Annotated in this window: 25 protein-coding genes, 2 tRNA genes and 1 pseudogene; 12 read left to right on the forward strand and 16 right to left on the reverse strand. The window is 46.4% G+C overall.

Annotation, left to right across the window (positions count from 1 at the left end; all coding sequences use genetic code 11):
* From VC159_RS08555 to VC159_RS08590, 8 genes and pseudogenes are all read left to right on the forward strand, one after another.
* Window positions 1-1,155 carry a DegT/DnrJ/EryC1/StrS aminotransferase family protein gene (locus VC159_RS08555; RefSeq protein ID WP_323473323.1) on the forward strand — a complete coding sequence of 385 codons (1,155 nt, stop codon included), beginning with the start codon at window positions 1-3 and terminating at the stop codon, window positions 1,153-1,155.
* 41 nt (window positions 1,156-1,196) lie between these two features.
* Window positions 1,197-2,159 carry a glycosyltransferase gene (locus VC159_RS08560; protein WP_323473324.1) on the forward strand — a complete coding sequence of 321 codons (963 nt, stop codon included), beginning with the start codon at window positions 1,197-1,199 and terminating at the stop codon, window positions 2,157-2,159.
* Entirely contained in the window at window positions 2,160-3,029 is an 870-nt protein-coding gene (locus VC159_RS08565) for a formyltransferase (protein ID WP_216189348.1), read from the forward strand.
* Between the two features lie 47 nt (window positions 3,030-3,076).
* Window positions 3,077-4,123 (forward strand): bifunctional UDP-4-keto-pentose/UDP-xylose synthase, encoded by a 1,047-nt coding sequence (locus VC159_RS08570; RefSeq protein ID WP_323473325.1) that lies wholly within the window; start codon window positions 3,077-3,079, stop codon window positions 4,121-4,123.
* Window positions 4,124-4,142: 19 nt separating this feature from the next.
* Complete coding sequence (locus VC159_RS08575) at window positions 4,143-5,060, forward strand: polysaccharide deacetylase family protein (protein ID WP_323473326.1); 918 nt, start codon at window positions 4,143-4,145, stop codon at window positions 5,058-5,060.
* A gap of 32 nt (window positions 5,061-5,092) precedes the next feature.
* Entirely contained in the window at window positions 5,093-5,560 is a 468-nt protein-coding gene (locus tag VC159_RS08580) for a peroxiredoxin (RefSeq protein WP_215359415.1), read from the forward strand.
* A 232-nt stretch (window positions 5,561-5,792) separates the two neighbouring features.
* The gene (locus VC159_RS08585) at window positions 5,793-7,454 is read left to right on the forward strand and encodes a PhoH family protein (protein WP_215359413.1); all 1,662 of its coding nucleotides are present in this window, start codon (window positions 5,793-5,795) and stop codon (window positions 7,452-7,454) included.
* Window positions 7,455-7,581: 127 nt separating this feature from the next.
* A pseudogene (locus tag VC159_RS08590) lies at window positions 7,582-7,965 on the forward strand (C40 family peptidase); the annotation flags it as partial.
* A gap of 33 nt (window positions 7,966-7,998) precedes the next feature.
* On the opposite strand, the gene VC159_RS08595 reads toward VC159_RS08590, so the two are convergent.
* Window positions 7,999-11,241, reverse strand: coding sequence for an autotransporter outer membrane beta-barrel domain-containing protein (locus tag VC159_RS08595; protein WP_323473327.1), 3,243 nt, complete (start codon window positions 11,239-11,241; stop codon window positions 7,999-8,001).
* A 191-nt stretch (window positions 11,242-11,432) separates the two neighbouring features.
* Here VC159_RS08595 and VC159_RS08600 point away from each other — a divergent pair, with 191 nt between their 5' ends.
* Window positions 11,433-11,699 carry a hypothetical protein gene (locus VC159_RS08600; protein ID WP_215360307.1) on the forward strand — a complete coding sequence of 89 codons (267 nt, stop codon included), beginning with the start codon at window positions 11,433-11,435 and terminating at the stop codon, window positions 11,697-11,699.
* A gap of 94 nt (window positions 11,700-11,793) precedes the next feature.
* Here the strand turns inward: VC159_RS08600 and dnaB are convergent, their stop codons facing one another.
* The 6 genes from dnaB to VC159_RS08630 form a co-directional block, all read right to left on the reverse strand.
* On the reverse strand, window positions 11,794-13,233 hold the full coding sequence (dnaB, locus tag VC159_RS08605; RefSeq protein WP_416350434.1) for a replicative DNA helicase: 1,440 nt from the start codon (window positions 13,231-13,233) through the stop codon (window positions 11,794-11,796).
* A 24-nt stretch (window positions 13,234-13,257) separates the two neighbouring features.
* On the reverse strand, window positions 13,258-13,710 hold the full coding sequence (rplI, locus tag VC159_RS08610; protein WP_072583119.1) for a 50S ribosomal protein L9: 453 nt from the start codon (window positions 13,708-13,710) through the stop codon (window positions 13,258-13,260).
* Window positions 13,711-13,723: 13 nt separating this feature from the next.
* Entirely contained in the window at window positions 13,724-13,996 is a 273-nt protein-coding gene (gene rpsR / locus VC159_RS08615) for a 30S ribosomal protein S18 (protein ID WP_011902267.1), read from the reverse strand.
* 13 nt (window positions 13,997-14,009) lie between these two features.
* Window positions 14,010-14,303 (reverse strand): primosomal replication protein N, encoded by a 294-nt coding sequence (gene priB / locus VC159_RS08620; RefSeq protein WP_072583120.1) that lies wholly within the window; start codon window positions 14,301-14,303, stop codon window positions 14,010-14,012.
* Window positions 14,304-14,362: 59 nt separating this feature from the next.
* On the reverse strand, window positions 14,363-14,737 hold the full coding sequence (gene rpsF, locus VC159_RS08625) for a 30S ribosomal protein S6 (protein ID WP_072583121.1): 375 nt from the start codon (window positions 14,735-14,737) through the stop codon (window positions 14,363-14,365).
* A gap of 134 nt (window positions 14,738-14,871) precedes the next feature.
* Entirely contained in the window at window positions 14,872-15,948 is a 1,077-nt protein-coding gene (locus VC159_RS08630; RefSeq protein WP_215359407.1) for an asparaginase, read from the reverse strand.
* A gap of 59 nt (window positions 15,949-16,007) precedes the next feature.
* Between VC159_RS08630 and lexA the strand changes: the two genes are divergently transcribed.
* Window positions 16,008-16,727: a transcriptional repressor LexA gene (gene lexA / locus VC159_RS08635; RefSeq protein WP_215359405.1), complete on the forward strand. Its 720-nt coding sequence runs from the start codon at window positions 16,008-16,010 to the stop codon at window positions 16,725-16,727.
* 68 nt (window positions 16,728-16,795) lie between these two features.
* Here lexA and VC159_RS08640 read toward each other — a convergent pair whose 3' ends face one another.
* From VC159_RS08640 to uvrC, 5 genes are all read right to left on the reverse strand, one after another.
* A complete protein-coding gene (locus VC159_RS08640) occupies window positions 16,796-17,257 on the reverse strand; it encodes a hypothetical protein (protein WP_215359404.1) in 462 nt (153 codons plus the stop codon).
* A gap of 93 nt (window positions 17,258-17,350) precedes the next feature.
* Window positions 17,351-17,424: transfer RNA gene (locus tag VC159_RS08645), tRNA-Cys, on the reverse strand.
* Window positions 17,425-17,473: 49 nt separating this feature from the next.
* Window positions 17,474-17,549: transfer RNA gene (locus VC159_RS08650), tRNA-Gly, on the reverse strand.
* A 116-nt stretch (window positions 17,550-17,665) separates the two neighbouring features.
* Window positions 17,666-18,241 carry a CDP-diacylglycerol--glycerol-3-phosphate 3-phosphatidyltransferase gene (gene pgsA, locus VC159_RS08655; protein WP_215359402.1) on the reverse strand — a complete coding sequence of 192 codons (576 nt, stop codon included), beginning with the start codon at window positions 18,239-18,241 and terminating at the stop codon, window positions 17,666-17,668.
* 33 nt (window positions 18,242-18,274) lie between these two features.
* Window positions 18,275-20,185 (reverse strand): excinuclease ABC subunit UvrC, encoded by a 1,911-nt coding sequence (gene uvrC / locus VC159_RS08660; protein ID WP_323473328.1) that lies wholly within the window; start codon window positions 20,183-20,185, stop codon window positions 18,275-18,277.
* Here uvrC and earP point away from each other — a divergent pair.
* Window positions 20,184-21,254, forward strand: coding sequence for an elongation factor P maturation arginine rhamnosyltransferase EarP (earP, locus tag VC159_RS08665; protein ID WP_215359398.1), 1,071 nt, complete (start codon window positions 20,184-20,186; stop codon window positions 21,252-21,254). The two genes, uvrC and earP, sit on opposite strands and share 2 nt — an antisense overlap.
* A gap of 87 nt (window positions 21,255-21,341) precedes the next feature.
* Entirely contained in the window at window positions 21,342-21,902 is a 561-nt protein-coding gene (gene efp, locus VC159_RS08670) for an elongation factor P (RefSeq protein ID WP_072583128.1), read from the forward strand.
* Window positions 21,903-21,964: 62 nt separating this feature from the next.
* Here efp and nagZ read toward each other — a convergent pair whose 3' ends face one another.
* From nagZ to recO, 4 genes are read right to left on the reverse strand one after another with little or no spacing between them, the layout of a single operon-like run.
* On the reverse strand, window positions 21,965-23,041 hold the full coding sequence (gene nagZ / locus VC159_RS08675) for a beta-N-acetylhexosaminidase (protein ID WP_215359396.1): 1,077 nt from the start codon (window positions 23,039-23,041) through the stop codon (window positions 21,965-21,967).
* Window positions 23,042-23,071: 30 nt separating this feature from the next.
* Window positions 23,072-23,464, reverse strand: a complete 393-nt coding sequence (gene acpS / locus VC159_RS08680; RefSeq protein ID WP_215359394.1) for a holo-ACP synthase — start codon at window positions 23,462-23,464, stop codon at window positions 23,072-23,074.
* A 28-nt stretch (window positions 23,465-23,492) separates the two neighbouring features.
* The gene (gene pdxJ / locus VC159_RS08685) at window positions 23,493-24,236 is read right to left on the reverse strand and encodes a pyridoxine 5'-phosphate synthase (protein WP_323473329.1); all 744 of its coding nucleotides are present in this window, start codon (window positions 24,234-24,236) and stop codon (window positions 23,493-23,495) included.
* Window positions 24,237-24,248: 12 nt separating this feature from the next.
* Window positions 24,249-24,983 (reverse strand): DNA repair protein RecO, encoded by a 735-nt coding sequence (gene recO, locus VC159_RS08690; protein ID WP_215359390.1) that lies wholly within the window; start codon window positions 24,981-24,983, stop codon window positions 24,249-24,251.
* Window positions 24,984-24,986 lie beyond the last annotated feature (3 nt).

Raw genomic sequence — 24,986 nt, forward strand, 5'->3', positions numbered from 1 at the left:
ATGTCAAACTTCATACCCTTCACGCGCCCTAGCTTCAATCAAGAAACCATTGATGCTGTTTCAGAGGTATTGCGTTCAGGATGGGTGACATCTGGACCGAAATTGGCCGAGTTTGAAGCTGCTTTAAGCCAATACTTTGGCGGTCGTCCGGTACGCTGTTTTGCCAATGGCACCGCAACCATGAAAATCGCCCTACAAGTTGCTGGCATTGGCAATGGTGACGAAGTCATCACCACCCCAATTTCTTGGGTGGCAACTTCTAATGTGATTTTGGGTGTTGGTGCAAAACCAGTATTTGTGGATATCGATCCCGTTACACGCAATATTGATCTCAATAAAGTTGCTGCCGCAATCACACCTAAGACGCGCGCGATCATGCCTGTCTATTTGGCAGGTCTGCCCGTTGATATGAATCAGCTCTACGCATTAGCCAAACAATACAAACTTCGCGTGATTGAGGATGCAGCACAGGCTTTTGGCTCACAGTGGCAAGGCAAGAAGATTGGTAGCTTTGGTGACCTGGTGAGCTTTAGCTTCCAGGCCAACAAGAACCTCACCACTGTTGAGGGTGGCTGCCTTGTTCTCAATAATCTCGATGAAGCAAAACTGGCTGAGAAATTCCGCCTCCAAGGATTAACTCGTCAAGGCATGGATGGCATGGATGTAGACGTATTGGGTGGCAAAGATAACTTGACCGATGTGAATGCAGCTATCGGCCTTGAACAGCTCAAGCAACTTCCCTCTTATCAAACACGTCGCGCTGAACTCGCGCGCCAATACTTTGATGTGCTGCGTGCCAAATTAAAATCTGCTGGATTGGAAGATTTGAAATTAGAACTCCCAGTAGAAAACTTCACCGATAGTAACTGGCATATGTTTCAAGTTGTTCTGCCACTTGAGCAGCTCAACACGGATCGCGCCCAAGTGATGACAGAATTAAAAGATCTTGGTATTGGCACTGGCGTTCATTACCCCGCAATCACTGGGTTCACTCTCTATAAATACCAGGGCTACAAAACTTCAGACACTCCGATAGCCGAACGCATTGGTCGATCCATTCTGACTCTTCCCTTATTTCCGGCAATGGCAGATGAAGATATTGGCTGTATAGCCAGTGGATTGGTCGGAATTCTGCAGAAATACCGCAAAAACTAGCGTTCCTGGGTTAAACCCAAAGAATCAGGCAAAATTGCAGCATGACTGCAAATTTAGTTGCCAACCCAACACTCAGCATTGTTATTCCCGTTTACAACGAGGAAGATGGTCTTCAGGCTCTATTTGATCGCCTTTATCCGGCATTGGATGCCCTGGCTGCCAAACGCAAGGTCACCTACGAGATCGTATTTGTGAATGACGGCAGCAAAGATCGTTCTGCCGGCATTCTTTCCAAGCAAGTGGAGTTACGTCCTGATGTAACTCGTGCAGTTTTATTTCACAGTAACTTTGGCCAACATATGGCCATCATGGCTGGCTTTGAATACGCCAAAGGTGAACACATCATTACTTTGGATGCAGACCTACAAAATCCTCCTGAAGAAATTGATGCATTGACTGAGCAGCTATTAAAAGGTCATGATTACGTAGGCACTATTCGCGCCGATCGCCGTGATAGTTTCTTCAGAAAATTTGCTTCACGGGCTATGAATCGCTTACGCGAAAACATTACCCGCATCACGATGACTGATCAAGGTTGTATGTTGCGTGGATATAGCCGTCGCATTGTTGACTTAGTCCGCCAATGTGATGAAAGCAATACATTTATCCCGGCACTGGCATATACTTTTTCTGCAAACCCAGTAGAAATTACCGTCAAACACGAAGAGCGTTTTGCTGGTGAATCCAAATACAGCTTGTACCAATTGATTCGCTTGAACTTTGACTTAGTCACTGGTTTCTCCGTCATGCCGTTGCAGATCTTCTCAATACTTGGCATGCTGCTATCCCTTGCTGCTGGTAGCTTGTTCGTCTACCTGCTAGTGCGTCGATTCCTTCTGGGTGCTGAGGTTGAGGGTGTATTCACCCTCTTTGCTCTGACCTTCTTCCTGATTGGCGTCATGCTCTTTGGACTCGGTCTTTTAGGCGAGTATATTGGCCGCATCTATCAACAGATCCGCAAGCGCCCACGCTATGTAGTGCAAACCGTTTTAGAGAAAAAATAATTGCACGCAGTCGTCTTTGCTTATCACGACGTTGGCGTCAACTGCCTCAAGGCACTTATCAGCGCAGGCATCCAAATTGATTTAGTTGTTACCCATGAAGATGATCCAAACGAAAATGTTTGGTTTGGGAGTGTCGCTAAATTATGCGCAGAGAAAAATATTCCGTTCATTACGCCAAAAGCTAATGAGTTGGTGAGTTTAATTCCCAAGATTCAAGCACTGGCCCCCGATTACATTTTCTCCTTCTACTATCGATTCATGATTCCAGCGCAGGTTTTGGCTTGCGCCAAAATTGCGGCTTTGAATATGCACGGCTCACTACTGCCAAAGTATCGTGGTCGTGCGCCAGTCAATTGGGCCATCCTGCATGGCGAAACTGAAACTGGCGCAACTTTGCATGTAATGGAAGCAAAACCAGATGCGGGAGATATCGTTGGGCAGGTAGCCGTGAGCATCGACCCCGATGAAACTGCTACCGATGTTTTTGGGAAAGTAAGTCATGCGGCTGTAAGCGTCATTGACCAAGTCTTACCCAGCCTATTACAGGGAATCGTGCCCCGCCAACCGAATGAACTTCAAAAAGGGAGCTATTTTGGGGGTCGCAAGCCTGCGGACGGGCAAATTCATTGGAATCAGACTGCTAAACAGGTCCATGACCTAGTTAGGGCGGTTGCACCCCCTTATCCAGGCGCCTTTACGGATCATCAGGGCAAAGCCATGATTGTGGCCCGCACCAGCCTAAAAGGGTCATTTCCAGCCCAGCTCAATCTTGAGGTTTGTGGCGTCCAAGTGGTTGATAATCGGGTATTCGGCATTTGCGGCGACCACCAAGCAGTAGAAATCTTGGAATGGTTTCCAGCAAGCAACTAAGTAACGAATTGAGCAGTATCTAATTAGATTAAAACGAGGCAGTAAAGATGAAAAAAGTACTCATTCTTGGTGTTAACGGTTTTATTGGTCACCACCTTTCTAAGCGTATTCTCGAGACAACCGATTGGGATGTCTATGGCATGGATATGCAAAACGATCGTCTTGGTGACTTAATCAATCATCCGCGCATGCATTTCTTTGAAGGTGACATCACCATCAATAAAGAATGGGTTGAATATCACATCCGTAAATGCGATGTCATCTTGCCTTTAGTTGCGATTGCAACTCCAGCTACTTATGTACAGCAGCCACTTAAAGTATTTGAACTCGATTTCGAAGCCAATCTACCAATCGTGCGCTCTGCAGTGAAATACAAAAAGCATTTGGTATTCCCATCAACTTCTGAAGTATATGGAATGTGTGAAGACGCCGAATTCGATCCGTCTAAATCCAATATGGTTTACGGCCCAATCAACAAGCCACGCTGGATCTACGCCTGTTCTAAACAATTGATGGACCGTGTGATCTGGGGCTATGGCATGGAAGGCTTACGCTTTACCCTCTTCCGCCCATTTAACTGGATTGGCCCTGGCTTAGATAGCATCTACACACCAAAAGAAGGCTCTTCCCGCGTTGTGACTCAGTTCTTAGGTCACATCGTTCGTGGTGAATCCATTAACGTTGTTGACGGTGGCGCCCAGAAACGCGCCTTTACTTATATTGACGATGGCATCGATGCTTTAATGCGCATCATCGACAACAAAGATGGTGTTGCCAACGGCAAAATCTACAACATCGGCAACCCAAAGAACAATCACTCTATTCGCGAACTTGCTAATCAGATGTTGGAAATCGCTCGCAGCATTCCTGAGTATGCAAAGAATGCGAATGAAGTGAAAATTGTTGAGACTACTTCCGGCGCTTACTACGGTGAAGGCTACCAAGACGTACAAAATCGTGTTCCTGCAATTGACAACACGATGAGTGAATTGGGTTGGAAGCCAACCACTACGATGTCCGATGCGCTCAAGAATATTTTTGAAGCCTATCGTGGAGACGTAGAAAAAGCACGTCACCTAGTCGACAAAGAATAAGTAAGCAAGTCAAAGGTACATGGCTAAGATAGCTCTCAAGGTTGATGTAGATACCTTACGCGGCACTAAAGAAGGCGTACCCAATCTTGCTCGTACCTTGGAGCGTTTTGGCCTCAAAGCCACCTTTCTGTTTAGCCTTGGGCCTGACCACACCGGTTGGGCTTTAAAGCGTGTCTTTCGCCCAGGCTTTCTAAAGAAAGTAAGCCGCACTTCCGTTGTCGAGCATTACGGCATTAAGACTTTGCTTTACGGAGTCCTTCTTCCTGGGCCAGACATTGGAAAAAAAGCTGCCGCAGAAATGCGTGCAATTGACAAAGCAGGTCATGAAACAGGTATTCATACTTGGGATCACGTTGCCTGGCAAGACGCAGTTCGTAATCAAGATGCACCTTGGACAAAAACGATGATGCAAAAAAGTTGGGATCGTTTTGTAGAAATCTTTGGGCATGCGCCAGTAACTTATGGTGCTGCTGGTTGGCAAATGAACGATGCCGCCTTTGAGCAACTCGATCAATGGGGCATTGCTTACTCCTCTGACGGTAGAGCTGAACCCAATCTCATGCCTTATCGCCTTGCACTGCCTTCAGGAAAAGCGAAGCATGTTCAGTACCCAACAACACTCCCGACCTTTGATGAACTTATTGGCATCGATGGCGCAGATGAATTTGGCGTAGTCAAAAAGTTATTAGAGATCACCCAAAGCAATCCAAATGACCAAGTCTTCACGCTCCATGCTGAACTAGAGGGACAAAAGCTATTGCCTGCATTTGAGAAGCTAATAGCCGGATGGCTAGATCAAGGTCACGACCTAGTCACTATGGGCGACCTGCACAAATCTTGGGAAGCTACCAAGCAACTCGATAAAATAGCGGTACTGCCACTGACTTGGGGTGAAATACCCAATCGCAGCGGCGACTTAATCATTCAAAATAACTAGACCTCAGAGACAATAACCAACAAAGGATCATCATGACAGTAGCCATCGGTCAACCTATGCCACAGTGCGCGATTCCAGCAACTTCTGGATTAATGTTTTCACCTGCGTCTGCAAAAGGTAAAAAGCTGGTCCTCTACTTCTACCCTAAAGATATGACCCCAGGCTGCACAGCTGAGTCCGGAGAATTTAGAGACAACATTGAAGCATTCACTAAAGCCAATACTCTGGTGGTAGGTGTATCCCGAGATAGCCTCAAGTCACATGACAATTTCCGGAGCAAACTAGAACTCCCGTTTGAGCTAGTTGCTGACACGGAAGAAAAGCTTTGCCAGATCTTTGGCGTTATGAAGATGAAGAATATGTATGGCAAACAAGTCCGTGGCGTCGAGCGCAGCACCTTCCTATTTGACTCCGCCGGCAAACTCGCAAAAGAGTGGCGCGGCCTGAAGGTTCCGGGTCATGTGACAGAGGTATTACAAGCTGCTCAAGCCACTAAATAATTTTTACAACAATTTGATCTGAGGTGCTTGCAAACCCCAAAATTTGGGGTAAAGTGATTCATATGCACCGTAAACGACGGGAAAGTCTGACAATCCGTTTGAATCAGAAACCTGAATATCTCAGATCAGGTACGGGGAGCAACCCCCTCCGTTTTTCAGACCTTAATACAACCAGTTTCGTAATAAACCGTCAATGCAATCCGCTTGGTGGTTTTTTCTTTTAGGAGAGTCCATGCCACTGCCCCCAATCCCCACTCAAATTGCTGATCAAGTCAAACTCAGTCGCAAAGATACTCCCGACTTAAAGAAACGCCCTGCTCAAGCAAAACCAGTGGTAGTGGAAGCCGTTGATTGGACTAATGACGCAGAGGAAGATTTATCTGCTGCAGAAGTAGCTCTTGAAAAGATCAAAGCGGATCATCGCCCCACTTCGAGCGCACGAAACGAAAGTAAAGCACCTACACCCGCAAAACCTAAACGTGTAATTCGTACTGGACCGCCGAGCTTATTTGTTCTCGATACCAACGTATTGATGCATGATCCAAGCTCGCTATTCCGTTTCTCCGAGCACGATCTCTATCTGCCAATGACCACTCTTGAAGAGCTGGACAATCACAAAAAAGGTATGACCGAGGTAGCCCGCAATGCTCGTACAGTTAGTAGATCATTGGATCAACTGATTGCCGGAACAAGTGGCACATTAGATGAAGGCATTCCACTGAATAAGTTAGGCAACCAAGATGTCACCGGTCGCCTCTTCTTCCAAACTAAATTCTCCACACAAGCATTACCGGAGGGCTTGCCCGAAGGTAAGGGCGACAACATGATTTTGGCAGTAGTCAGTGAGCTGCAAAAAACTCGCAAAGGGCAAGAAGTAGTGTTGGTATCGAAAGATATCAATATGCGCATCAAAGCCCGCGCACTTGGCTTACCGGCTGAAGACTATTTCAATGACCAAGTTTTAGAAGATCGTGACTTGATGTATGCCGGAGTCATGCAACTGAATGCAGACTTCTGGCCTAAACATGGCAAGGATATGGAAAGCTGGGCTGATTCTAAATCCGGCACGATGTTTTATCGAGTTACCGGGCCATCCGTACAAAGCATGCTGGTCAATCAGTTTGTCTATCAAGAAAATCCTGATGGCTCCACGCCTTTCTACGCACAGGTTAGAGAAATTAATGGCAAAACTGCTCTCTTACAAACACTCAGAGACTTCTCTCATCAAAAGAACAATGTTTGGAGTGTTACTGCACGCAACCGCGAGCAGAACTTTGCCATGAATCTGCTCATGAATCCGGATGTGGATTTTGTGACTTTATTGGGTCAGGCAGGAACTGGTAAAACCTTGTTAGCATTGGCTGCCGGACTTGAGCAGGTTCTCGATAGCAAACGCTATAACGAAATCATCATTACTCGTGCCACAGTGCCTGTAGGCGAAGATATTGGCTTCCTACCTGGTACCGAAGAAGAAAAGATGCAACCTTGGATGGGTGCATTTGACGACAATCTCGAGGTATTACAGCGCAACGAAGATGGCGGTCCCGGTGAATGGGGTCGCGCTGCAACCCAAGAGTTGATTCGCTCCCGTATTAAAGTAAAGAGCATGAACTTCATGCGCGGCAGAACTTTTGTCAGCAAGTTTGTCATCATTGATGAGGCGCAAAACTTAACCCCTAAACAAATGAAGACTTTGGTAACCCGTGCAGGTCCTGGAACCAAAATCATTTGCTTGGGTAATATCGCTCAGATTGATACGCCTTACCTAACAGAAGGCTCCTCTGGTTTAACTTATGTGGTGGATCGCTTCAAAGGCTGGCGTCACGGCGGTCATGTGACATTGGCTCGCGGTGAGCGCTCACGCCTTGCGGATCATGCTGCTGACGCACTCTAAGCAATCCCTCTCATGCCGCACTCTTCTTGGGTGCGGCATTTTTATTTGTAGCTTACTCATCCTAAGCGGATGCAGCACATTCAGCGGTAAATCAGGATCCTCTTCAAAAGTTTCTCAATTCAAACAAGATACTAGTGTTGGCACTGAAGATATCTCCATTGCAGCCGTAGGCTTAGTGGACGTGCCCTATCGATATGGTGGCAATACCCCAAAAGGTGGTTTTGATTGCAGTGGGCTGATTATGTATGTCTATAACAAAGCGGCCGGGGTAAAACTACCGCGCACTATTCAATTAATGAGCACCAAAGGTAGAAGCATTGAAGGGCAACCTCCCGCACCAGGTGATTTAGTATTCTTCAATACCACTGGTGAGAAATATTCTCATGCTGGAATCTATGTGGGGCAAGGCAGATTTGTGCATGCCCCGAGTGCAGGCGGAACGGTGCGTCTCGATTACATCACTTCACCCTATTGGGCGGCAAAGTTTACTGAAGCACGTCGCGTAGTACCTCAGTAATCGCGCAAGGGTTATATCAGGTCTGCTTTAGAAACGAGTCTGCAGACCAATTCTTCCGGAGTAAGCCTGATAAGTTCCCACTAAGGAGTTATCAACAGCTAAGTTCAGAAACAGATTAGTGTCTTTTGTGATGCGTGCATTTAATTCAGCATCTACAGTCATCCAGCGTGAGTTTGCTTGCGACTGAAAAGTGATCGGATTAACACCATAGAGCGAAGCCATAGTCGTGCTGGTGCCTGCATTAAAGATACTCCAATAGCTGGCACGCAAATACGCAAAGATGGGAGTGCTACCAACAACATCCTTATGACCAGCTAATAAACCTAAACGGCCACGAGTCATCTCACTTTTATTAAAGTTCACTTGACCGTAGGCATCAGTAGCATTATTCATGCCAATGGCGTCATACACGATTTGAGCTTGCGGAGAAATTAAGAACTTATCGAAGTTCCAGCGACCGCCACCCTCCAGGGATCCAGTAAAGCCTGACCCTTGGGTTCTAAGCTGCGCGCCCTGGACTGAACTAGCGCCAGCATTGAGGTAACGAGTACCTTGAGCAAGTGCATCTACATACAAGCCATTGGCTGCAAAATGAGTTCCATAAAAACCTAAAGAGTAAGCTTGCATCCCATTGATGCTACCAGTAGAGATCCCGCCGCTCTGGCTGGAGGTATTTGCATTAGCGCTACCAATCGTTACGTAAGGACCGACATAAGATCTTGATCCACCCTGCTCTTCATTCTGATATAGATCAACGCCAAGTTGCAAGGCATAAGCATTGAAGCTCATCTTCGGACCATTATCTACAGTCGAGGGAGTAGATGTACCAGTCTTACCAATAATGCGCGCCCAATCATTTGAGCTCTTCTTAGAGCCGCTTTGCGGGTCAACCAAATTCAGATCGCCACGACGTTGATCTAATGTATCAACCGCAGTTTGCGCATACAACTGGACTAATGAAGGTACAGCTGGATAAACAGCAACCTCGATACGCTCACCAGCCGCTGGAGTGATGACTGGGGCTGCAGGAACGGCTGGAGTAACAGGAGCTGGCGTTGAGCCGCCAGAGCCAGGTGTGGATGCTGGAGCTGGTGCTTGAGTAAACAGGTACCAAGAATTTCCCACTCCAGATGTACCACCTTTGTATAACTGGTATTCATAGGCACCAGCTGCAACACGCTGAGTTAATGCAAAGGCATTGGATGTGGAAGCTCCATTCACAATCACCACCGGAATACCATTGCCAGTTGTGCGATTACCGAGACCACCCTTATCAGTAATAGTGAGTCCAGTAGAACCTGTGGTGTTGCCAGTTACAGTCAAGGTATCTGCAACAGGTGAAGCAACTGGAGCGTATACACCACCAACAAAGGCAGCATTATTACCAACGTAGTTTCCGTTAACTGTCAGGTTGGTTGCAGTACCGTTAAATGATGGGGTAATTGTTCCTGAGTTAGTTACGTTGCCATTAATAACACCACTGCCTTGCAAGTTAGCACTGGCAGCAATAGAAGTATTTGATGTAGTCGAGCCAGTTATTATGAGACTACCCGCATTAATGTTTGTATCGCCGGTGTAAGTATTGACCTTAGAAATTGTTACGGTGCCAGAGCCATCTTTAACCAGACTACCTGATCCACTCATCACGCCAGCATATGCGCCATTGGCAGACTGATTGAAATTAAGGATTGCATTGTTAACTACGTTACCTTGAATACTTGAGGTATTACCGGCCAACGTGCCTGCTGAAACGGTAGTACCACCACTATAGGCATTGGTACCGGAGAGGGTTAAGGTGCCAGCACCTATTTTTGTAAATCCACCAGATCCCGCCATATTCCCTGACAGGCCCATGTTATTTCCATTGGTGTTGATAGTGCTCGCACCAGATAAAGCAACATTATTAGCAAGATTTACTGAAGAGTTTGCTTGCAGGGTTGTGCCACCTGCCATCGTTACAGAACCAGTACCGAGGGCTGTATTATTGGCAACCGCAATGGTTCCCGCATTCAACACTGTGCCACCCGTGTAAGTATTAGCACCGGATAAAACTAAAGCTCCAGCCCCACTTTTCTCAATACTAGAGGCAGCAGCGCTTGGGCTAGTTTGATCCTGAATCACCCCAGAGATAGCCAAGCTAGAAGTACCGTCAACAGCAACTTTTCCAGACACTAATTCATATCCGGAGGAGCTATTCATCACTACGTTAGAGTTATTAGTGGCGTTGATGATATTCAGACCAGTTACGGCATTACTGAAGTTTGTATTTGAAAGCCCGTTAAAGCTCAGGGTTTCTTGTGTGTTGCCCTTATTAAAACTAATGCCGCCTAACAAAGTAGAGCCGCCATATAAAGTAACAGTGTTATTAGATCCGCCCGTTGTCGAGCCAGCAAAATTAATTGCAGTAGCGGCAGCACTTGCAGCAATAATTTTTCCGTAGTTATATACATCCACCCCAGGTTGCTGAGCGCTGTAGATTGCGTAATTTGCTGCTGTAGGAGCACCTATTAAGCCGGATGATGTATTGGTGATGGTAGTGCGATTGGCATTGGCATTGTTATCAATTTGGATGCCGTTGCCACTACCCGCGCCACTTGCAGCGCAATTGCTGCCAACAACCGTTGATGGGCATATGGTTCCTGAGTTAGTGATATTTGCTGCGCCCGTTACTTGAATTCCATTTGAATTAGCCCCTTGAGCAGAAATTACTCCCGAGTTATTAATGGCAGTGATTGCTCCACCATTAACAACCTGAATACCATTTGCACCAGAGCCCGCTGTTGTGATGGAGCCAGTATTGATGATCGTATTAGCCGCAGAACCAGCATTAGTTGCACTGATGTAAATGCCTGATGCGCTCGTACCACCCGTGTAAATAGTGCCGTTGTTAGTAATGCTGCTGCCACCTGCCTGAGATCTTCCGTTAACTCCTGATGAAATACCATAGCCAAAATAAAATGCACTGGTATTTAAATTTCCATCATTAACCACTGTGGCTGCACTACCAATGCCCACTGTAGAGCCATTGATGATTAATGAAGTACCAGAGTTAATGTTTACAGTAACGCTATTGCCCACTGTTGTATTTGACTGAGTCGAAATAACGCCTGCTGATGTGCTACCGACTCCAGTACACGTCACTACAGTTCCGTTTATATCCGGAGTGTAGTTATCACAGCTACCTGCTGCGATCGAGAATGATGAGAAACCTAGGAGCATGTAAGTAACTCCAAAACTTAATAGGCTGCGAAACAGAATCTTGCTTTTCATTGGGCTTGCTCTAGCGGATTTAGATATAAAAGAAGTGGCTAAGCCACTGATATTAATAGGGTTAATAATAATTACCCATATAGTTAATATCTATTAACCTTAGGGCTAATACTTCCAACTTACATAATCATCAATAATTGTTTTGAGAACTAAAGTAAGCTTGAGCCTAATCACCCACCTGGAGAATGAGCATGAAAAAAATCATCATCGCTTTAAGTATTGCCCTGAGCTTTGCGCTTCCTACTTACGCTTTTGCTGATCAAGCAGCCTGTGAAGCCAAGGCAGTGAGCAAAGAAGGAAAGCCGCTGTATGGCGCAGCTAAAGATGCTTCCATTAAGAAGTGCATGGGTGATGCCAAGCCGAACGATTGTGAAGCTAAAGCAATTAGCAAAGATGGTAAGCCACTGTATGGTGCAGCTAAAGCAGCCTCAATTAAGAAATGTGAAGGCGGTAAATAAGATTAGTTATTTCCTCTGTTTTGATCCGATAAATTTTCTGCATTAAAAAAGCCTCACAGTGTGAGGCTTTTTCTTTATCTGTTTATTGTTTTATTTAGAACGGCTCGTATCCACCAGATGAATATCCAACAGAGCCCATCGCTAAGTTATCAAACTTGGTATATGGACCTTGCCAGCTTAAGCGCACTGTACCGATTGGACCGTTACGCTGCTTACCGATGATGATTTCTGCCACACCTTTATCGGTAGTGGTATCAGGGTGATACACCTCATCACGATAGATGAACATAATTAAGTCGGCATCTTGCTCAATAGCGCCTGACTCACGCAAGTCAGACATGATCGGACGCTTATTAGGGCGTTGCTCAAGACCACGGTTTAACTGAGAGAGCGCCACTACAGGGCACTGCAATTCTTTTGCAAGTGATTTGAGTGAGCGTGAGATTTCAGAAATCTCGGTTGCGCGGTTTTCAGAACCAGAACCACTCATCAACTGTAAGTAGTCAATTACTACTAAGCCAAGGGTACCGCCAAAGTTTCTGGCGATACGACGCGCGCGTGCGCGTAACTCTAAGCTTGATAAAGAACCAGTCTCGTCAATCAAAATTTGGGTATTGCTTAAGCGAGCAATTGCATCAGTGACACGTGGCCACTCATCATCTTGTAACTTACCGGTACGCATACGACCTTGGTCTACGCGCCCTACTGACCCCAGCAAACGGGCAGCCAATTGTTCGCCTGACATCTCCATCGAGAACACCACAACAGGCAAACCTTCAGCCAACGCAACGTTCTCGGCAATATTTAATGCGAATGCGGTCTTTCCCATTGAGGGTCTTCCCGCAACAATCACTAAGTCACCTTTTTGCAGACCACTAGTTTGCTTATCTAAATCTATGAAGCCAGTTGCAATACCAGTGATGTCGCTACCGCCTTGGCGGTTATAGAGCTCATCAATACGGGCAACAACAGCTTTCAGCAAAGGCTCAATCTCAAGATAGTCAGCTTTGCGACTACCTTCTTCACCAATCTGAAGAATGCGTGACTCAGCTTCATCCAACAGCGTTCTAACAGTGCGTCCCTCAGGAACGAATGCAGAATTAACAATGCTGTCTGACACTTCAATCAAGCGACGCAAAATACTGCGGTCACGAACAATATCAGCATAGCCTTTAATGTTCGCTGCACTGGGAGTGTTTTGCGCTAATGAATTTAGGTAATCAATACCAACTAAGTCGCCACCTTGCTCTGATTTAATTGCATCATGAACGGTAATAACGTCAGCGGGATGATTGTCGCCAACCAAACGGGCAATCGCTTTGTAGATCAAAGCATGTTCGGGGCGATAGAAATCTTTATCGTTTAATACTCCACCCAGGTTATCCCAAGAAGAGTTATCGATCAGTAGACCGCCGAGCAAAGATTGCTCGGCTTCTACAGAATGCGGCGGGACTTTTAAAGCCTGCACGACTGCATCCCCAGAACCCATCATGCCGGGATTCAGCGTAACGGAACGTGAACGGGATTCAGCCATGTGGCTAGTTTACAGATCTAAAACTTAAGCTTGCTCGCCAACTACACGAATAGTGATGTCTGCAACTACGTCGGTATGAACAGCAACCGCTACAGGGTGATCACCAACCATTTTCAATGGGCCAGTAGGCATACGAACTGAAGACTTCTCAATTGTGAAGCCTTTAGCTTTCAAAGCATCAGCGATATCATGGTTGGTTACAGAACCAAACAAACGACCGTCAACACCCGCTTTTTGACCGATTTCGAGAACCAAGTCCTTAAGCTTTGCGCCAACTACTTCAGCAGCAGCCAATTTCTCAGCAGCCAATTTTTCCAACTCAGCACGACGAACTGCGAAGTCAGCAATCGCTGCTTCAGTTGCACGACGGGCTTTGCGTTGTGGGATTAAAAAGTTACGAGCGAAACCGTCTTTAACGCGAACTACGTCGCCAAGGTTGCCCAGGTTAGTTACTTTTTCTAAAAGAATGATTTGCATTGAGGGCTCCCAATTATTTCTTATGTTGATCGGAGAATGGCAATAAAGCCAAGTAACGAGCACGCTTGATAGCAGTGTCTAATTGACGCTGATACTTTGCTTTTGTGCCTGTCAAACGAGCAGGAGTGATCTTGGCGTTCTCGCCAATGAAGTCCTTCAATGTATCTACATCTTTGTAATCAATCTGTTCTACGCCAGCAACAGTGAAACGGCAATAACGCTTACGCTTGAACAATGGGTTCTGAGCTGGTTTCTTTTTGAAATCGGGTTTCTTTCCAAACGCCATGATGATTTCCTCTTTAATTTTTCAATTGAATATGGGTAATATGGAAAACAAGTCTTTGATTACGTAGAGTCTTGGGTGCTAAGAATCCCTCAAACACTGCCTCAGTTCCTAAATCCATTCGCTCTAAGTCCTTTTGTATCGGACCGATTGTGATGGCTTCAACGTTCATCTGAATTTTCCTTGCCACTCCTACCTCGTTTGCTTGGCCGCTATGCTCTAGCTGACAATGCATCACCGGTATTCCTGCTGGTGTAAATCGAATCGCGTCTTTAGATACCAAGATTGCAGTGAGGGTGAAATGATTCAACGCCGCTCCGCTTCTCTGATACGTTTTCTAGTCTGTGTATTCCTCTTCAAATTTCTAACTTAGGCTGTCGCTACAGGAGCGTCGGCTTGAGCAGATTTACGCGCTTCTTCACGTTGCACTTCTTTCATCATGATAGAAGGCTCTGTTTCAGCTTTCTTAGTCTTGATAATGAGGTGACGCAAAACAGCATCGTTAAATTTGAACGCATGCTCAAGCTCTTCCAGAGTTTTCTGGTCGCACTCAATGTTCATGCAAACGTAATGGGCTTTAGCAAGCTTGTCGATCATGTAAGCCATCTGACGACGACCCCAGTCTTCCATACGATGAATTTTGCCGCCCGCAGCTGCTAATGTAGCTTTGTAACGATCGATCATCGCTGGCACTTGCTCGCTTTGGTCCGGATGGACGATAAAGACGATTTCATAATGACGCATCTAACACTCCTTAAGGATTAAGTCACCTGGGCGTCTTGCTAAGTTCTGATGGTTGTGAACTCAGCGCCAGTGTGACAAGGTAGTAACAAATTGTAGGTACTGCTTACAACACTTTTACAGCTGCTTTTCAGCACTTACCGGATTACAGGTAAGACCGCTATTCTAGCAAAAAAATCCTGCCAAGTCAGGGATTTACCAGCTATTTGAGACTGTTTTTCGGCATTCAGCGCTAGCTGGAGTGCAATTCTTGCCCTAGGAGCAGTAAGGCTGCCTGATGCTAAACAACCGCCAATGTCCTTTTCAGGCAAATCGGGCAAGGTTTCACCCGCGCCGGTTCTGGTGGTTCTGACCAAGGCAATTCCATGCTTTACCGCTGCACCCAGAGAATCCCTCCAGGCATCATGAAAGCCTCCCATGCCAGAGCCCGCAAGGACCAAGCCCTTTACTTTGGAGTTCAGCCAATGGGTAATCGTTTCTGAGCGAGCGCCAGCATGGCTAGTCAATATCTCTACCCAAGGCCACTCACCCTCTTTGGGAATGGGCAAATCTTCACTCCAAAGGGCCTGAACCGCCTTAACACCTGACAGCCAAGATGGATTAATCAACCCAACTGAGCTACTAGGAGAAGCTTGGATGGGTGCATTGAGGGCGCTACCATGGCGTTTTGCCAGATCCATAGCCAAACAGCCTCTGCCATCCATGACCGCATAAACGCCACCCGGGCAGTTATCTATCGGGGTAGATGCCCAACGAATGGCATCTAGCAAGTTCGATGGGCCATCCGCCTTAGGGGCATTGGACGGCAACATAGCGCCAGTCAAGATGACTCTTTTGCCTAAATTTTGAGCATATTTGCCACAAGTCAACTGCAAAAAGACACCCGTTTCTTCAATCGTGTCAGTTCCGTGAGTGACCACTACTCCTTTGACCAAGGAATTAGCAAGGGCCTCTCTTACAGTCTCGCCCAGTAAGGTCAATAAAGATTCTGTCAGGTTGCGGCTATTGATATTGGCAACCTGCCTTGAAACTAAGCGAATACCTTCTGGAACGGCGGACTGAATATGGGCAAGCAACGAGGCCACTTCGACCTGGCCAGCTTCATATTGCATAGGATTTTCAGCTGGGCTCGGCGCCAAACCGGCAATCGTGCCACCCATACCCAACACCAAGATATGGGGTGAAGTTTCAGGAGTATTTTGTTGAGAGCTCATACCCCATTATCCCCCTTAAATAGCTTGATCTATCAAATACTGCTGTATACAATCCCAGTATGGACATAAACACAGTCGATTTTCCAGAGGAGCTGACTGCCCTCCCCAAGCTCACTCCACGCCAGAATGAGATTTTGGAGTTGATTACTAAAGCCATCGATGAGAGTGGCCTGCCGCCAACTCGTGCAGAGATCGCTAACCAACTCGGATTTGCTTCTGCCAACGCCGCCGAAGAACATTTGCGCGCACTTGCCAAAAAAGGTTATATCGAATTAACGCCTGGCACTTCACGCGGCATTCGCATTCCACAAAGATTCAATCAATCACACAACAGTAATAAATATCGCCAACTATCTTTACCGTCAGGCGCCTTACAACAACTCACATTGCCATTGATTGGTCGCGTTGCCGCCGGATCTCCGATCATGGCAGTGGAGCATATTGAAAAGCATGTTCCGGTTGACCCCAATTTATTTAGTAAAGGTGCCGATTACTTATTAAAAGTAAAAGGCATGAGCATGCGCGATGCCGGCATCCTGGATGGTGATTATTTAGCCGTCAGAAAGACAACCGAAGTTCGCAACGGTGACATTGTTGTTGCTCGCCTTGATGATGAGGTGACTGTGAAGCGTTGGCAGCAAAAGAAAACTGCGAGCGGTATGGTCATCGAACTCCAAGCAGAGAACCCAGACTTCAAAAACATTTTGGTGGATGATCGTCAACCCAACTTTGCAATTGAAGGCCAGGCAGTTGGCTTGATCAGGGCTGAAGGGCTCTAGTCTAGAGCCGCCCAAGCAAAAGGCCTCTTGTTAGAGGCCTTTTTTATTTACCACTTTACTCAGTAACCTTATTTACGAGTTGGGGCAACTACGTTTGCATTCTTTGGTGAAGAAGTCACGATGATGACTGACTTAGGACCGCCGAGAGATCCATCAACGATTTCAACAGTAGCAGTTCTATCGCCTTTAGTGAAAACCAAAATACTTGTTTTTGCTTTCACTGCAGTAACAGTAGTCCAGCCACCCTTTGGATATTCTGACTGGAAAAATGCGTAGACATCCGTTGCGCCTTGCAGTGCATTCACAACCGCTCTACCAACCCACTCATTGCCACGACCAATAATGATGGAATCGCCACCAGACAGACGTGCACCTTGCGGCAAAGGCATATCACCCAAAAGTTGTGATTGCACTTCCTGAATCTCTTCTGCTGTACCGGTAGGAGAATCTCCTGAACTGGCACATGCACCCAAGAGCGCTGTTAAAAATAATGCGAGGGCACTAACTTTTAAAGTTTGAATTGTGATCATGTGTGTAGCATTTGATTAAGGTAGTTGACGCTTTTTACTTACGATAGTTAAAAGTATTTTAGGTGATGCACCTAATTCGTCAAGACAAATTACTGGAGGCGCGTGAGGGAATCGAACCCCCGTACGAAGCTTTGCAGGCTCCTGCCTAACCACTCGGCCAACGCGCCATACTTTTGAATCAAAAATGGGAAGCTTTTGAGGGCTTCCCATCGAACTTGGAGCGGGAAAGGAGGTTCGAACTCCCGACCTATACCTTGGCAAGGTATCGCTCTACCAGCTGAGCTATTCCCGCATAACAGGGCAGTAGTTTAACAAACAATCGGGAAGAAAGCATTATTCCTTGTAAAACATAAAAATGGAGGGAATCCAATTGCCCCTAGAGGCTTAACTGGCTGGGCTTTATAACGCTTAATCGATTTTTCCAGCCAACTGCGGCAAAGCCTTTTTCATGTAATAGAACATCGACCAAAGCGTTAAAAATGAGGCAATCCAAATTAACCAGGTACCTACTTGCGCACAATTTAACCAACCAAATAAGGTGTCATTGAGCAATAAGAAGGGAATGGCCACGAGTTGAGCAGTTGTTTTGAGCTTGCCAACCATATGAACTGCCACGCTTTTTCCGGCTCCCAATAAAGCCATCCACTCTCTCAGGGCGGAGATCGTGATTTCACGACCAATGATGATGAGTGCAACCCAAACTTGGACGCGATCCATGTTTAATAAAACCAATAAAGCGGCAGCAACAATCAGCTTGTCTGCAACAGGATCCAAGAACTGACCAAATGCAGATTCTTGCTTTAAACGGCGGGCCAAGAAACCATCTAACCAATCAGTAATAGCGGCAGAGATAAAGATGATTGCGGCAATCAGATTCTTATCAAACGGAGTAAGCCAAGAATTGGGAAGGTAAAAAATAGCTACCAACAGCGGAATCGCTGCAACACGCAACCAGGTTAGGGCGATCGGTAGATTAAAAGGCATTCGATAAGCATAAACCAAGAACGGTCATTGCTCCTAGTGAAGCTGACGATATATCTGCTCAGCGAGCGTTAAAGAGACGCCTTCAACACTAGCGATCTCTTCGATGCTGGCATTGGAGACACCCTTTAAGCCACCAAAACGAGCCAGCAACTTTTGACGACGCTTGGCACCAATGCCCTCAATCTCCTCTAGACGGGAGATTGTCCTAGCCTTAGCGCGTTTAGCGCGCATGCCGGTAATGGCGAAGCGGTGCGCCTCATCCCGTATTTGGGCTACCAATAGCAATGCCGCACTATCTATGCCCAACTCCAAGGGCTTACGTCCATCCGCAAAAATGAGGGTTTCCAGTCCAACCTTGCGCCCCTCACCTTTGGCAACACCAACAATCAATCCAATGTCCATGCCAAATTCAGTAAGAACTTGTCTTGCCATTTCAACCTGGCCTTTGCCGCCATCAATCAAAATCACTTGAGGAATTTTTTCTACAGGCAACTCTTGAAAGTTGGCATAGCGTCTCTGCAAGACTTGGCGCATGGCTGCGTAATCATCGCCTGGGGTGATGTCATTGATATTGAAGCGACGATACTCACTCGACTGCATGGCATTCTTGGTGTACACCACACAAGATGCTTGGGTCGCTTCACCAGAAGTGTGACTAATATCAAAACATTCAACGCGCAACTGCTCAAGACTTTCTAGTTCTAGACTTAAGATATCAGCTAATGCACGCGCCCTAGCTAACTGCCCGCCCGTCTCAACCAAACGCTTGGTCAAAGCAATTTTGGCATTACCTTCTGCCATCCCAAGCCAGTGACGTCTTTGACCTTGCGGTTGATGCAGGAAGGTAATTTTTCTACCAGCTTGTGCATTTAATAACTCGTATAAATCTTCTGGGGGAGCTTCATTAAGCTGAGTAAGATCGTCACTTGCTGATTGCAGGGCATGATTGAGAACCAGCACTGGTGGAATTAAATTGGCAGCAGTCTCATCTGCATGCTCTTCTAAATAATGCTGAGTAATAAAGGCTTCCAGTATTTCTGCTGGAGACGGCAACTCACCAGAGGTAGAGCGCAAACCTTTAGGGAAATACGCTCTATCACCCAGGTGACGACCGCCGCGAATCATTGCTAAGTTCACGCAAACCATACCTTCCATTTGCGCTAATGCAATCACATCCACATCACCCTCACCTTCAGCAACGGTATCCATCGATTGTTGCTGCAACACACTAGATAAATCTGCAATGCGATCACGTAATACCGCTGCCATTTCAAACTCCATAGCCTCACTATGCTTGTGCATTTCTTTTTCAAGTTCGGATAGTACCTGGCTATGATCACCCTTTAAAAATCGAGTAGCTTGAGCGACGTCTTGCCCATATTGCTCAACACTCAAACGGCCGACACAAGGGGCACTACAGCGATGAATTTGATGCAAGAGACAAGGACGACTGCGATTCTTGAATACGGAATCCTCACAAGTTCTTAGGCGGAATACTTTTTGAAGTATCTGCACGCTATTGCGTACTGCCCAACTATTCGGAAATGGCCCAAAATAATGATTGCGCTTATCCACCTTACCGCGATATGAAGCCAATCTTGGGAACTGGTGCCCCGTTAACATGACATACGGATAAGACTTGTCATCACGAAACAAAATATTAAATGGTGGAGCCAACTCTTTAATGAGATTGTTCTCTAGAATAAGAGCTTCAGTTTCAGTCCGTGTTACCGTTGTCTCATAGCGGGCAATTTTGCCCACCATCAGTTCGATACGTGGTGATAACTGGGTACGCTGAAAATAACTTGAGACACGCTTTTTGAGGTTGCGAGCTTTGCCTACATACAGAATATGCCCCGCTTCATCAAAAAAGCGATATACCCCCGGCAATCCGGGTAGCCGTTTAACATCCTGCTGAAGGGTTTCGAAAAGCGAATTACTCATGCGTTGGGATATTTTCTGCCAAATCGTTGATAACTATGGTGATGCCGGTGTTTGCTGGCGTCTAGCCCGAAGCTTATCAAGCATTCATGGGCAAGAGGTCCGTATTTTTTGCGATGACCTGCCAACCCTTAATTTACTCGCATCAGGAGTAGATCCATCCATAAAGCAAAAAATTGATTTCCAGCCATGGGAAGCTAGCTACGCTAACGCTCGTCACCCAGTACAAATGCCCGATGTTGTGATTGAGGCTTTTGGCTGTGAATTGCCAGAACGTTACTTGGCAGGCCTATTCATTGCTCCAATCAAACCCATCATCATTAACTTGGAATACTTGAGCGCAGAGCCCTGGGTAATTGATTTTCATGGCAAAGCGTCACCCCAGTCACACGGCATTCCGAAATATTTTTTCTTTCCCGGCTTTCAGAATGAGGTGGGTGGGCTATTACTGGATCCCATCCCACCAGAAGATCATCTTGTGGCAAAAAATATTCCTGGCGACCTGAAGGCTACATGGTCCAAGTTGCGTCCTGGTGCAAAACGGATCAGCATCTTTTGCTACCCCGGCGCTCCTCTCAAAAAATGGCTAGCTGACTTAGGACGTCTTGGTGAAGATGTTGATGTCTTGCTTGCCCATGGTCATGCTGAGCAACTCAGCCTTTATGGGGAGCAACCGATCTCTCTGCCCAACAATATCCAGTTGCTCTCGATGCCATTCGTATCTCAGGATGAATATGACTGGGTGCTATCGCAATGCGACTTCAACATTGTGCGGGGAGAAGATTCTTTTGTACGTGCTCAGCTTGCGGGAAAACCATTCATTTGGCATATCTACCCACAAGAAGATCGTGCCCATGAGGTGAAATTAGCGGCTTTTCTGGACCTCTACCTGGAGGAGGCTAGCCAAGGGTTAAGGCTAGCTACGATTGCCGCCATGACCTGGGCAATGCCCAGCGAATGGTTTAAGGACCTAAACAGTTGGAATACACATGCCAAGCACTGGCGCACCCATTTACTGGAAAAACACGCGGATGGCGGCTTGCCAGCGCGTTTAATCCGCTTTGTCGCCTAATCCCAAGCAATAAAGGCTTGCGGGCGGTTACAATCTTGTTTTTGATAAAAACCGCAGAAAATTAGCTCTGCCCCCAGGAATAGCAAGATGAAAACAGCACAAGAACTCCGCGTTGGTAACGTAGTCATGATTGGTACTGATGCCCAGGTCGTTTTAAAGGCCGAATACAGCCGCTCTGGCCGCAACTCCTCTGTTGTGAAAATGAAATTTAAGAATTTGTTAACTGGTGCGCCAAACGAAGGCGTTTACAAAGCGGATGACAAGTTTGATGTTGTGATTCTCGATAAGAAAGAATGTACTTACTCTTACTTCGCAGATCCAATGTATGTATTTATGGATACTGAATACAACCAGTACGAAGTTGAAGCTGAGTTCATGGGTGATGCATTGAACTACCTCGAAGAAAGCATGCCATGCGAAGTAGTGTTCTACGAAGGTAAAGCACTCTCAGTAGCAATGCCTAACTCATTGGTTCGTGAAATCATTTACACAGAGCCAGCAGTTAAAGGTGATACCAGCTCAGGCAAGGTATTGAAGAACGCAAAATTAGCTACCGGCTATGAATTGCAAGTTCCATTGTTCTGCAACACTGGCGACAAAATCGAGATCGATACTCGCACTGGTGAATACCGTAGCCGCGCTAACTAATTAGCGAACTACGAAAGTTAAAAAGCCCGGCATGCCGGGCTTTTTTTATCGCAGCAATTATTTTATGCAATCAGCTTTAACTGCTCAAGCAAGCCTTTTGCATGTTGATATTCAACTTCGCCTTGAAGGACTTCCCAATTAGGCGCTACAGCAGTTGGCATCAAGCGATTTAAACGAGCTTTAGATTCGCTGAGCTTGGCTTTTGATACCTTCAATTTAGAGAGTAGCTGATCTGCCAAATCAGGACGATTACAAATTAATACCGCATCGCAACCAGCCTCTAGCGCCATCTCTGCGCCCTTCACTACCGATCCAGCAACACTAGCGCCTTCCATGGATAGGTCGTCGCTAAAGATCACACCTTCAAAGCCTAATTCTTGACGCAGAATGGAGTGGAGCCAGATCTTTGAAAATCCTGCTGGGTTCTTATCCACCTTCGGATAAATCACATGTGCCGGCATGACTGAAGCCAAACTCAAATCCAACCACTCATACGGCTTAGCATCATCATTCAAGATTTCTTTTAAGGAGCGCTCGTCTACCGGAATGGCTACATGCGAATCCGCCTCAGCCCAGCCATGTCCAGGGAAGTGCTTGCCACAGTTGGCCATGCCAGCAAGACGCAAACCTTCATTTAAACTTTTTGCTAGAGCAAAGACTATTTGTGGATCACGACTAAAAGATCGATCGCCAATCACTCCACTGCGACCAAAATCTAAATCCAGTACCGGGGTAAAACTAAAGTCAACACCACAGGCACGCAACTCAGCGGCAAGCACATACCCACAGGCTGTTGCTGCAGCCATTGCGATAGCAGCAGATTCTGCAGCGTGAGTGGATTTATTTTTGGCTCCCCACAATTCACCCAATTTGCGCATTGCTGGTAAATGGGTAAAGCCATCGGATTTAGCGCGCTGTACTCGACCGCCCTCATGATCAATGGATATAAGCACATCGGGGCGCAGCTTCTTAATGGCAGCGGTTAATTTGGTGAGTTGCTGACGATTGGCGAAGTTTCTACCAAATAAAATGACGCCGCCAGTCAGGGGATGCAAGATGCGTCGACGATCCTCGACATTTAATTCCAGACCAACAACATCCAGGGTGACTGGGCCAGGGACCATGGTTAAAGTACTCATTTATTCCTCTATTTCAACTGTATTTTTTACTTACTTTTGAGTAACGATGACATGCGCAATTGCCATATCTTGTTCATCGCTCACAGTAACGTGAGCTTCCCAATTTTTTTCTTTCATAAATAGTGCCAAAGCTCCTAAGTAAGAAGTGATTGGTTTGCCACTAGGCTCATTTAGGGTTTGAAGTGAACGCCAGGTCATCGGCATTCTCATACCAAGCCCAATCGCTTTTGAAAAGGCCTCCTTAGCGGCAAAACGCGTAGCTAAGAATGCAATCCCGCGCTTATGATTTCTGGCAAGGCGATGTTTAAATACCAGCATTTCATCTGGTCCCAGAATTTTTTCAGCTAGACGGCCATTGGTGCGATCGTAAGCTGCTTGTAAGCGCTCAATCTGCAGAATATCTGTGCCGATGCCGATGATCATGGATGTCAGTAGTTTTTATTATTGACTCTTAAGTGATGGCTCTGCCCTGAGCCATCAAGGCTTTCATGTCGATGATTGCTTTTTGCCAGCCCTTAAATAAGGCCTCAGCAACAATCGCATGGCCAATATTGAGTTCAGATAATTCAGTAATGGCAGCTACTAGTTTGACATTACCTTCATGTAAGCCATGACCCGCATTCACTCTCAGGCCGATACTTTTTCCAAATATCGCAGCCTTACGAATACGCTCCAACTCTTTTGCTTGCTCAGCTCCAGACAAATCGGCGTAACAACCTGTATGCAATTCCACTACGGTTGCACCAACTTCTTTAGCTGCTTGGATTTGTTTTTCTTCTGGATCAATAAATAGAGATACCCGAATACCAGCATCAACTAATTTTTTTGTAGCGGATTTCACTGCCTCAAAATGTCCCAAGACATCCAGTCCACCTTCCGTTGTGACCTCTTCCCGTTTCTCCGGAACTAAGCAAACATCGTGTGGCTTAACCTTACATGCGATATCAATCATCTCGGGCGTTACCGCACACTCTAAGTTCATGCGCGTTTTAATTAGTGGACGCAGTGCTAATAAATCCGCATCTTTAATATGTCGACGATCTTCTCGTAAATGCAGGGTAATGAGATCTGCTCCCGCCTCCTCAGCCAGAGCTGCCGCCCTTAATGGATCAGGATAGACGGTGCCGCGTGCATTACGCAAAGTGGCAACGTGATCGATATTGATACCCAGTTCAAGGCTTGGATGGCTGCTCATCTCTGTAGATTACTAGATTTTCTTCAAATCAATCAAAATTTGGCGGGTTGTTAAGACTTGATCCTGTAAATGCAGGCCAAGCAGAAAGCGCATCAATTGCTTACTCTCAGACAATGTCTCGGGATCAGAGAAATCCCCCGCCGCAATCGCTAAAAGAGATTTCCCAGTGAGAACGGGCCAATGTCCTGGATCATCCACTTGAACTGGGCGAACACCCCGCTCTGGTTGATAGATGTACTGCTCTTGAGCCAGGGGCGCTTCATTGGTTTCAACGCAGCGATCCAAGGCAGCCGCATAACCCGTCTCTTGCAAGAGTGCCAATTCAAATGGACGCAAAATCTCTTCTAAGCCCTTAGACTCGAACTCCAGATTTGATAAAGCATTAATAGTCTCGGAATAGCGATCGTAAAGCCTTTCGTAATCATCTTCACGCGCTAAAAACTTGACGAGTAATTCATTGAGATAGAAGCCGCAGAGCAAAGCATCGCCAACCAAAGAAGGCATACCCCCCACCCACTCCGACTTCGTTAAGGTACGCAACTCTGATTTACCGCTCCAAGAGACTAGCAGCGGTTGAAAGCGCTGCAATACTGGTCTTAGTGTGGAGTGTGGACGCTTGGCGCCCTTGGCAATCAAAGCCATACGACCATATTGCCGAGTAAAGACATCCAGAATTAAGCTGGTCTCTTTATAGGGAATGCTATGCAATACAAAAGCAGGCTCGTCAGCAATGCGAATCGAGGCCATCGG

It is taken from the genome of Polynucleobacter sp. JS-JIR-II-c23 (assembly GCF_035011225.1).
In the GTDB taxonomy this organism is placed as follows: domain Bacteria; phylum Pseudomonadota; class Gammaproteobacteria; order Burkholderiales; family Burkholderiaceae; genus Polynucleobacter.

Coding starts and splice junctions, on each gene's coding strand:
- VC159_RS08555 (WP_323473323.1), top strand. CDS start 1: ATGTCAAACTTCATACCCTTCACGCGCCCTAGCTTCAATCAAGAAACC.
- VC159_RS08560 (WP_323473324.1), top strand. CDS start 1,197: ATGACTGCAAATTTAGTTGCCAACCCAACACTCAGCATTGTTATTCCC.
- VC159_RS08570 (WP_323473325.1), top strand. CDS start 3,077: ATGAAAAAAGTACTCATTCTTGGTGTTAACGGTTTTATTGGTCACCAC.
- VC159_RS08575 (WP_323473326.1), top strand. CDS start 4,143: ATGGCTAAGATAGCTCTCAAGGTTGATGTAGATACCTTACGCGGCACT.
- VC159_RS08580 (WP_215359415.1), top strand. CDS start 5,093: ATGACAGTAGCCATCGGTCAACCTATGCCACAGTGCGCGATTCCAGCA.
- VC159_RS08585 (WP_215359413.1), top strand. CDS start 5,793: ATGCCACTGCCCCCAATCCCCACTCAAATTGCTGATCAAGTCAAACTC.
- VC159_RS08595 (WP_323473327.1), bottom strand. CDS start 11,241: ATGAAAAGCAAGATTCTGTTTCGCAGCCTATTAAGTTTTGGAGTTACT.
- VC159_RS08600 (WP_215360307.1), top strand. CDS start 11,433: ATGAAAAAAATCATCATCGCTTTAAGTATTGCCCTGAGCTTTGCGCTT.
- dnaB (WP_416350434.1), bottom strand. CDS start 13,233: ATGGCTGAATCCCGTTCACGTTCCGTTACGCTGAATCCCGGCATGATG.
- rplI (WP_072583119.1), bottom strand. CDS start 13,710: ATGCAAATCATTCTTTTAGAAAAAGTAACTAACCTGGGCAACCTTGGC.
- rpsR (WP_011902267.1), bottom strand. CDS start 13,996: ATGGCGTTTGGAAAGAAACCCGATTTCAAAAAGAAACCAGCTCAGAAC.
- rpsF (WP_072583121.1), bottom strand. CDS start 14,737: ATGCGTCATTATGAAATCGTCTTTATCGTCCATCCGGACCAAAGCGAG.
- VC159_RS08630 (WP_215359407.1), bottom strand. CDS start 15,948: ATGAGCTCTCAACAAAATACTCCTGAAACTTCACCCCATATCTTGGTG.
- lexA (WP_215359405.1), top strand. CDS start 16,008: ATGGACATAAACACAGTCGATTTTCCAGAGGAGCTGACTGCCCTCCCC.
- VC159_RS08640 (WP_215359404.1), bottom strand. CDS start 17,257: ATGATCACAATTCAAACTTTAAAAGTTAGTGCCCTCGCATTATTTTTA.
- pgsA (WP_215359402.1), bottom strand. CDS start 18,241: ATGCCTTTTAATCTACCGATCGCCCTAACCTGGTTGCGTGTTGCAGCG.
- earP (WP_215359398.1), top strand. CDS start 20,184: ATGCGTTGGGATATTTTCTGCCAAATCGTTGATAACTATGGTGATGCC.
- uvrC (WP_323473328.1), bottom strand. CDS start 20,185: ATGAGTAATTCGCTTTTCGAAACCCTTCAGCAGGATGTTAAACGGCTA.
- efp (WP_072583128.1), top strand. CDS start 21,342: ATGAAAACAGCACAAGAACTCCGCGTTGGTAACGTAGTCATGATTGGT.
- nagZ (WP_215359396.1), bottom strand. CDS start 23,041: ATGAGTACTTTAACCATGGTCCCTGGCCCAGTCACCCTGGATGTTGTT.
- acpS (WP_215359394.1), bottom strand. CDS start 23,464: ATGATCATCGGCATCGGCACAGATATTCTGCAGATTGAGCGCTTACAA.
- pdxJ (WP_323473329.1), bottom strand. CDS start 24,236: ATGAGCAGCCATCCAAGCCTTGAACTGGGTATCAATATCGATCACGTT.
- recO (WP_215359390.1), bottom strand. CDS start 24,983: ATGGCCTCGATTCGCATTGCTGACGAGCCTGCTTTTGTATTGCATAGC.